The organism is Mogibacterium kristiansenii, from assembly GCF_009695905.1.
In the GTDB taxonomy this organism is placed as follows: Bacteria; Bacillota; Clostridia; order Peptostreptococcales; family Anaerovoracaceae; genus Mogibacterium_A; species Mogibacterium_A kristiansenii.
Genome location: NZ_VUNA01000013.1, coordinates 52700 through 60280 on the forward strand (window position 1 = coordinate 52700; position 7581 = coordinate 60280).

Consider the following 7581-nt stretch of genomic DNA (forward strand, 5'->3'; position numbering starts at 1 on the left):
ACTTATTGCGGAAAATCAATCGCTGAGATCCGCATCCATCCGAATTCGAAGCTTCAGGTCCGGCATCCATTGAAGGACTTTTCGGCGAACCTGTTTCATCGTCTCCATCCGGTCCGGGGAATCGAAGCTGACCACCACGTCGAAGCTCATGCGCCGGCTCTCGGGATCAAAGAAGAAACCGTGGAGCTGCATCACGTGTTCCACGCTCATGGTCAGGTTCGTTACCTGCTTTTGAACCATCGCCAAATTCACATCGGTGGTGTTGATGGCGTAGATTCCGATTCCCATCAGGATGACTCCGGTCTTCTCGTACACATCATCGGCAATATCCCGCTGAAGCCGGTCGATTTCCACGGCGGTCATGGTATCCGGAATGGGACATCATCCCCACAAAAGCCTTAAAGCCCGCCAGCAAAAGGTTGGTGACGATGCCCACCACGCTGGCCCGCACGATGACCTGATTTCGATTTTTCCCCATTCCAATTCATCTCCTTCCACAACTATCGGATGACGGTGTGGTTCTCCCAATCCCATTCGCCGGGAAGGGTCAATTTCTCGTAGCTTGGAATCAGGAAGGACAGCACGGTGAAAAGTCCCAGCAGGAACAGGTACCACAGCAGCGGTATGATGTCCAGCGGGCTCACTCGTCCCTTGGTCAGGGATGCCACCAGCAGGAACTGGGCACCGTACGGAATCATGCCCTGGAAGATGCAGGTGAACGCATCCAGGATGGACGCGGTTTTTCTCGGATCGATCTTGTACTTCTCGCTGATGGATCTGGCCATATTTCCGTCCACGATGATGGCCACGGTGTTGTTGGCCGTCGCCATATCCGTCACTCCCGCCAGCACGCACAGCGCCGCCTGGGCGGATTTCTTTCCCTTGCAAATTCCGCTGAGCTTCTCGATCATCCACTGAAGCCCGCCGTATTTCGCCGTAAGCTCCGCCACGCCGCCGCCGAACATGGACAGCAGGAACACTTCAATCATGCTTTTGTAACCTTCCCACACATTGGTGGCAAAAGTAATCACGGTCAGGTCGCCGCAGGCAATTCCGATAATGCCGGCGGACACGATGCCAAAGAGCAGCACCAGGAATACGTTGATTCCCAGCAGCGCCAGCACCAGTACCAGCATGTACGGAACCACTTTGATCAGCTCATAGTTTCCGGCAGGAATTGCCACCGCATGTTCCGGACGGCCGAATGCCACTAACAGCGCCAGTGCGATGATGGCCGCCGGAAGGGCGCACCAGAAGTTGGTGCGGAACTTATCCTTCAGCTCTACGCCCTGAGTCCGGGTCGCGGCGATGGTGGTATCCGAAATCATGGACAGGTTGTCGCCGAACATCGCGCCGGACATGCAGGCCGCCATCACCAAAGGCATGCTCAAGCCCGCTTTATCCACAACGCCCACGGCAATCGGCACAATCGCGCCCACGGTTCCCATGGAGGTTCCCGTCGCCGTCGCCATAAAAGCAGAGATCACGAAGATGCCTGCAGTGAGCAGGTGTGCCGGAATAATCGACACGCCCAGGTTTACCGTGGATTCGATTCCGCCCATCGCACCGGCCACTGCGGAGAATCCGCCGGCCAGCAGGTAGATCATCAGCATGGTCACCACGTCTTCACTGGCAGCGCCTTTGGCGAAGGTCGCAAAATTCTCGTTAATGCCCGCCTTGTGGAACATGACAAATGCGACAATTACCGCAATGGACATGGCCACCACCGACGGGAACTGATAGAACGCCATCTCCACCCCCCGCATCTGCAGGATGATTCCGGCGCCCATATAGATTACAATGAACAACAGGAACGGTATCAGTGCCAATCCGTTGCTTTTCGTCTCTTCTAACTGTTTCATCTTTCTCTGTCCTTTCCAACTAACCAAAACGGTATTGATTCATAATCTTTTTCATTATATCTTTTTACGGATTATACTGCAATTCATACACGGATTTTTTTGTAAAAAAAGTGCCGGAAGTCTTTCGCTTCCGACACAAAGTTCTTAGTATCTGCCCAACGTGTCCACAAAGTGAATCTTCTTGCGGAAACATTCCTCGGCTTTCTTTTTCATTTTGCCCGGCTTATCCTCCTCTGCATCCTGCTCCGGATAGCCCAGAGTCAGAATGCCCATCGGCATGAATTCCGAAGAAATGTGCATGGCTTCCGCCACCTTCTTCTGCTGCGCTTCGTCACACATCACGCTCACCCAGGTGCCGGCCAGACCGATTTCTTCCATGAGTACCAGCATGTTTCCGATGGCGCGGCTTCTCTCCACATCCTCTGCGGTCGGCGCTTCCTTTGCCGGTGCGTATACCGGAACGATAACGGCCGGTGCATCCTTCACTTCGGCGGCATTCTCACCGGATTCCGCCAGCTCGGCAATCGCCTCCTTGGACTTGGAAACGTAGTAGTTCCACCCCTTCTCGTCCTCCAGATGGGAAGCCATCGCCGCCTTGATGACCTTTACCAGGGTGCCGTTGGCAACCGGTGTCTGCTTGTATGTGATTCCTGCATTTTTTGCGATTTCCATTTGCAATACTCCTCCTGCAAAATAACCATTGGTTTTTTCTATAAATACTCCGTTGGTTATTATACACCGCTGAAACCCTTTAATAAAGGGCTTTTCAGGCTTTTTGCCGTTTATTTTTTAACTATTTGGAGGTGCCCGGTTCTTTGATTGCGTCGAAATACAGATTCAGATACATCTTATACGCGATGGCGGAGGCGGTGTAATCCACCACATTCCGCGCTTCCTCGCTGACGTCCTGCGGAATTTCTTCCGGATTCCTCGGTAGCGGGTCTTTCCCGAAAGAGGTGAGGGCATGCTCCAGGCTTCTTCGGAAATATTCGTATCCCGTTTCCACGTCGCTGTTCTGGCGGCGGATTTCAAAGGCCTTTCGGATGTTGTCCATGGACAGTACGGTCTTTGCCACGGCCACGAACAGCAGGGCCACGATCTGATCCCGGGAGTAGGCTTTCTTCTCTGGACGGGTCACCACCTTCAGCTTCACGTAATTGCTAATCATGGATGGGGTGACGCTCATATCCGGAAAGGATTCCAGTGCGGTATTGATAAAACGGGTCACCTGCTCCAGATACAGCCCCACGTCCGGAATCTCCTTGTATTCCGGCAAATGCAGGGAATCCAGAGTGCGCTGGATGTCCGCTTGAATGCTTTTGTTCTTTTCGTTTTCTTTCTGTGTCATCGTTTTCTCCTGTTTCGAATACCTGGTATTCATTGTATAGCAAATATCAATAACCGTCAATAATATTTGCGGTAACTCTTGACAAGTTATTGAATAACCGCTAATATATGGTAATCGGATATTCAATAACCGATGACGAGGAGTTGATTACAGCGTTCGCAAATTTGATCTCACGCTCGAATCCGAACCGAACGTTTTTTACAGGAGGTATCCCAATGCAGAAATTATCTTATTCCACCAATTCCGTTCCCGGCGGTACCGAGGCATCGAAGGATTGCCCGGTATTCCGCGCCAAAGATCCCATCAGTTCGCTGACTCATTTTATCGGATTCCTGATGGCCATCGTCGCGACCCCGCTCCTTCTGATTCACGGGGCCTTCGGCGGTGCACCGCTTCGGGCGCTAATTTCCATGGGGGTTTTCATGCTGAGCATGGTTCTGCTGTACGGTGCCAGCGCATCCTATCACGCATTTAATCTGGATGAAGTTCGGAACCATCGCCTGAAATGCCTGGACCACATGAGCATCTTCGTACTGATTGCCGGCTCCTATACCCCGGTATGCCTGATTGCCATTCCGGGAAAGGCCGGAACCCGGCTCCTCATCGCGGTTTGGATTGTGGCCGCACTGGGAATGCTGTTCAAATTCTTCTGGGTGACCTGTCCGAAATGGGTCTCTTCCGTGATGTACATCGGAATGGGCTGGCTCTGCATTTCCGTCCTGCCCACGATTTATGCCAACCTTTCTTCCGCCGGATTCCTCTGGCTTCTGGCCGGAGGATTGTTTTACACCGTCGGCGGAGTGATCTACGCCCTCAAGCTGAAAATCATTCCGGCCAACAATATCGGCTTCGGCAACCATGAGTTGTTTCACCTCTTCGTCATGGCGGGAAGCTTTTGCCATTACATGCTGGCGTACCTGGTGCTCTGCCCGATGGCGGTGTAATTAGAAAAATAGCGAATACAAAAAGACTTGGTGCAAGAAACCGTTCCGGCCATTTGCCTTCCGTTTCTTTACACCAAGTCTTTTATTCGTGCCCATTAAAATCGTGCTATTCTAACAGCTCTTTCTCAATTCTTCAGGGATTACCTCTATTCGTGAATTATTTTCTGATTACATTGAATGCGTTGAAGCCTGCATAGGATGCGGCGTCACCCAGCTGTTCCTCGATTCTGAGAAGCTGGTTGTACTTTGCCACACGCTCGGATCTTCCCGGCGCACCGGTCTTAATCTGTCCGGTGTTCAGTGCCACTGCCAGGTCTGCGATGGTGGTATCCTCGGTCTCGCCGGATCTGTGGGAAACCACAGCGGTCATTCCTGCCTTCTTTGCCATGCGGATGCAGTCGATGGTCTCGGACAGGGAACCAATCTGATTCAGCTTAATCAGGATGGAGTTCGCGCTGCCCAGCTCGATGCCCTTGGACAGTCTCTTTGTGTTGGTAACGAACAGGTCATCACCGACCAGCTGAACCCGGTCGCCCAGAGTTTCTGTCAGCAGCTTCCAGCCTTCCCAATCCTCTTCGTCCAGACCGTCTTCCAGGGAAATGATCGGATACTTGTCTGCCAGGGACTTCCAGTGCTCTACCAACTCAGCGGAAGTGAACTTCTTACCGCTCTTCGGCTGTACGTATTCACCGGCCTTGGAACCCTTCCATTCGCTGGCTGCCGCATCGATTGCCAGAACGAAGTCCGCACCCGGCACGTAACCGCATTCCTTAATCGCCTTCAGGATGTAATCCAAAGTCTCCTCGTCGCTGGACAGGTTCGGTGCATAACCGCCTTCATCGCCCACGCCGGTGGCAAAACCGTCTGCCTTCAGGAGCTTTGCCAGCTTGTGATATACTTCCGTGCACCAGCGCAATCCTTCGCTAAAACTTGGGGCACCGGCCGGCATAATCATAAATTCCTGTGTATCAACGGTATTGGTTGCGTGCGCACCACCGTTCAAAATATTCATCATCGGAACCGGCAGGGTGTTTCCGCTAACACCGCCCAGATAGCGGTACAGCGGGGTGTCCAGTGCCTGTGCCGCTGCTTTTGCCGCCGCCAGGGATACGGACAGAATCGCATTGGCACCGAACTTCGACTTGTCTTCCGTGCCGTCCGCTTCGATCATCGCCTTGTCGACAGCATAGGTATCGGAAGCATCCATTCCCACCAGCAGGTCGCAAATCTCGTTGTTCACGTACGAAACCGCCTTGGATACGCCCTTTCCGCCATACCGGCTCTGATCGCCGTCTCTCAGCTCCAGCGCTTCGAACTCACCGGTGGATGCGCCGCTCGGGCAAGCCGCTCTGCCCACGGTTCCGTCTACCAGGTGCACCTCTGCCTCCACTGTCGGATTTCCTCTGGAGTCAATAATCTGTCTTCCAATGACTTTTTCAATTTCTAAATAATCCATTTCAATTCCTTTCCGAATCGCCTTGATTCATCGATTCCTTAGAATTTCACTTTTTCGGTGGACGCCTCGAGACGCCTCAACAGCATGATACCATTTTTTTGCGAAATATGCAAAAAAACTTCTCTTATATTTTGGTAAAAAAACTATTTTTTTTACCAACTTTTCCGGCAAGGCTATTCTATTCGCCGTTTTATTTTTGTGGGCTTTTTCTGCTTTCGAAAGGGATGGCTCACCAAGCAGGGAACGTCGGAAATTTCGAACCTCATCGTCAATGTTTTTAACCCATTGCTGATGATTTCCACCGCCCTCAGCGGATCCGGATCCATTCCCCAAAATCTGATGGCGCAGAACCTGATTCTCATGGCGCTGTTCTACGGACTGATGATTCTTCTAGGGCCGGTGGTGGCGAAACTCCTGCGGGTGCAGGGGAACGACCGGAAACTGGTGACCATCATGCTGGTTTTCGCCAATACGGCGTTCATGGGCATCCCGCTATCCATGATTATCACCGGATGTGCACTGGCTCAAATCGATCTCAAGCGGGTTTTCACGGACGTTCACCTGTACGTGTTCTCTTTGTTCCAGCTTCTGCTGTCCCTGTTCACCATTCCATTCGTTACAATGTTTGTATAACCGGATGAAGAAGTATTGAATTTATGAATAGATGAAAGCTGCCGTTTCGAGAAATCGACGGCAGCTCTTTTTGTGCTCTCGATAGGCGCGGGCCGGTGGGTGCCCGGCGGGCGCGAACGACGTGGTGCCCCGCGACAAAGGTTCAAGGCTTTGACGAGGGGGAGGCACCACGTCGGAGCCGCCGAATGCCCGGTCGAGCACGGCGACGTGGTGCCTCGCGACGAAGGTTCAAGGCTTTGGCCGGGGTGAAGCACCACGTCAGAGCCGCCGAATGCCCGGGCGGCGCGGGCGACGTGGCGCCCCGCGACGAAGGTTCAAGGCTTTGGCCGGGGTAAAGCACCACGTCGAAGCCGTCGAATGCCCGGTCGAGCACGGCGACGTGGTGCCCCGCGACGAAGGTTCAAGGCTTTGGCCGAGGTGAAGCACCACGTCTAATCTGCAGAACGCCCGTCCGGCGCGAGCGACGTGGTGCCTCGCGACGAAGGTTCAAGGCTTTGGCCGGGGTGAAGCACCACGTCGGAGCCGCCGAATGCCCGGGCGAGCCCGGCGACGTGGTGCCCCGCGACGAAGGATTAAGGCTTTGGCCGGGGTGAAGCACCACGTCGAAACCGCCGAATGCCCGGGCGAGCCTGGCGACGTGGTGCTTCGCGACGAAAGATCAAGCCTTTGGCCGGGGGGAGGCACCACGTCTAATCTGCAGAATGCCCGTCCGGCGCGAGCGACGTGGATAAAAAAAGAAAGAATTGACGACAAACTCACCTCCTCCCCTTTTCGTCGTCAATTCTAATCATCTCCTCATGCTTTCTGCTCTAATATGCATTCGGCATAAATAAAATTGACGACAGACCCACGCCTTTGGAAAGTCTGTCGTCAATCTAATATTTTCTTTACATTTTTATTCTAATCTAAATTCCGTTCAAAGTCGAAAACTCCTTCTTCTCACTCAGGTCTCACTCGGGTTTTCTGCTTCCAAGGTTTCATCCTGCCCTCTCCCCCGAGCATTTTACTCTAATTCACCCGGCGGCCGCGAGGAAATTGACGACGAAGCCTCTGCGAAGAGTGGTTCGTCGTCAATTTCTTCCGCTTTCCCGAAAGCAGCATGAATTAGAGTCGCGCGGCAGGGCATGTTGGCGCCTCGCTCCTCGGGAAGCCTGTTATGAAGTGACCGTTGTCAAGAGACGATTACAAGAAAGTTTCTTCTCTCGGCATGGCACATTTGTATTTTCTTGACAGCATCTGGAAAGAGCTTTGATTTAACAGTTCCCGGCATGTGGCCACTCTGTTATTCGTGGATTGGTTACCTACAGGCTAATGGTCCGCCGTGAGCCCTGCGATCTT

At 53.0% G+C, this 7581-nt stretch carries 8 protein-coding genes; 2 read left to right on the plus strand and 6 right to left on the minus strand.

The window, feature by feature from the left end:
• Window positions 1–15: 15 nt before the first annotated feature.
• The 5 genes from FYJ65_RS07175 to FYJ65_RS07195 form a co-directional block, all read right to left on the minus strand.
• Window positions 16–363 carry a hypothetical protein gene (locus tag FYJ65_RS07175; RefSeq protein ID WP_206157354.1) on the minus strand — a complete coding sequence of 116 codons (348 nt, stop codon included), beginning with the start codon at window positions 361–363 and terminating at the stop codon, window positions 16–18.
• Window positions 317–478: a hypothetical protein gene (locus FYJ65_RS07180; protein ID WP_154554663.1), complete on the minus strand. Its 162-nt coding sequence runs from the start codon at window positions 476–478 to the stop codon at window positions 317–319. Before FYJ65_RS07180 ends, FYJ65_RS07175 begins: the two co-directional genes overlap by 47 nt.
• Window positions 479–500: 22 nt before the next feature.
• Window positions 501–1862 (minus strand): Na+/H+ antiporter NhaC family protein, encoded by a 1362-nt coding sequence (locus FYJ65_RS07185; RefSeq protein ID WP_154554664.1) that lies wholly within the window; start codon window positions 1860–1862, stop codon window positions 501–503.
• A 144-nt stretch (window positions 1863–2006) separates the two neighbouring features.
• Window positions 2007–2534 carry a nitroreductase family protein gene (locus tag FYJ65_RS07190; RefSeq protein ID WP_154554665.1) on the minus strand — a complete coding sequence of 176 codons (528 nt, stop codon included), beginning with the start codon at window positions 2532–2534 and terminating at the stop codon, window positions 2007–2009.
• 121 nt (window positions 2535–2655) lie between these two features.
• Window positions 2656–3210 carry a DUF1836 domain-containing protein gene (locus FYJ65_RS07195; RefSeq protein ID WP_206157355.1) on the minus strand — a complete coding sequence of 185 codons (555 nt, stop codon included), beginning with the start codon at window positions 3208–3210 and terminating at the stop codon, window positions 2656–2658.
• Window positions 3211–3425: 215 nt separating this feature from the next.
• Between FYJ65_RS07195 and trhA the strand changes: the two genes are divergently transcribed.
• Window positions 3426–4154, plus strand: coding sequence for a PAQR family membrane homeostasis protein TrhA (gene trhA / locus FYJ65_RS07200; protein WP_154554667.1), 729 nt, complete (start codon window positions 3426–3428; stop codon window positions 4152–4154).
• 157 nt (window positions 4155–4311) lie between these two features.
• On the opposite strand, the gene eno is transcribed toward trhA, so the two are convergent.
• Window positions 4312–5610 (minus strand): phosphopyruvate hydratase, encoded by a 1299-nt coding sequence (gene eno / locus FYJ65_RS07205; protein ID WP_154554668.1) that lies wholly within the window; start codon window positions 5608–5610, stop codon window positions 4312–4314.
• Between the two features lie 198 nt (window positions 5611–5808).
• On the opposite strand from eno, the gene FYJ65_RS07210 reads away from it, so the two are divergent.
• Window positions 5809–6243, plus strand: coding sequence for an AEC family transporter (locus FYJ65_RS07210; protein ID WP_154554669.1), 435 nt, complete (start codon window positions 5809–5811; stop codon window positions 6241–6243).
• The last annotated feature ends 1338 nt before the right edge of the window (window positions 6244–7581 follow it).

Excerpts from the sequence above, each read along its gene's own strand:
- FYJ65_RS07175 (WP_206157354.1), bottom strand. The coding sequence starts at position 363 with ATGACCGCCGTGGAAATCGACCGGCTTCAGCGGGATATTGCCGATGAT.
- FYJ65_RS07180 (WP_154554663.1), bottom strand. The coding sequence starts at position 478 with ATGGGGAAAAATCGAAATCAGGTCATCGTGCGGGCCAGCGTGGTGGGC.
- FYJ65_RS07185 (WP_154554664.1), bottom strand. The coding sequence starts at position 1,862 with ATGAAACAGTTAGAAGAGACGAAAAGCAACGGATTGGCACTGATACCG.
- FYJ65_RS07190 (WP_154554665.1), bottom strand. The coding sequence starts at position 2,534 with ATGGAAATCGCAAAAAATGCAGGAATCACATACAAGCAGACACCGGTT.
- FYJ65_RS07195 (WP_206157355.1), bottom strand. The coding sequence starts at position 3,210 with ATGACACAGAAAGAAAACGAAAAGAACAAAAGCATTCAAGCGGACATC.
- trhA (WP_154554667.1), top strand. The coding sequence starts at position 3,426 with ATGCAGAAATTATCTTATTCCACCAATTCCGTTCCCGGCGGTACCGAG.
- eno (WP_154554668.1), bottom strand. The coding sequence starts at position 5,610 with ATGGATTATTTAGAAATTGAAAAAGTCATTGGAAGACAGATTATTGAC.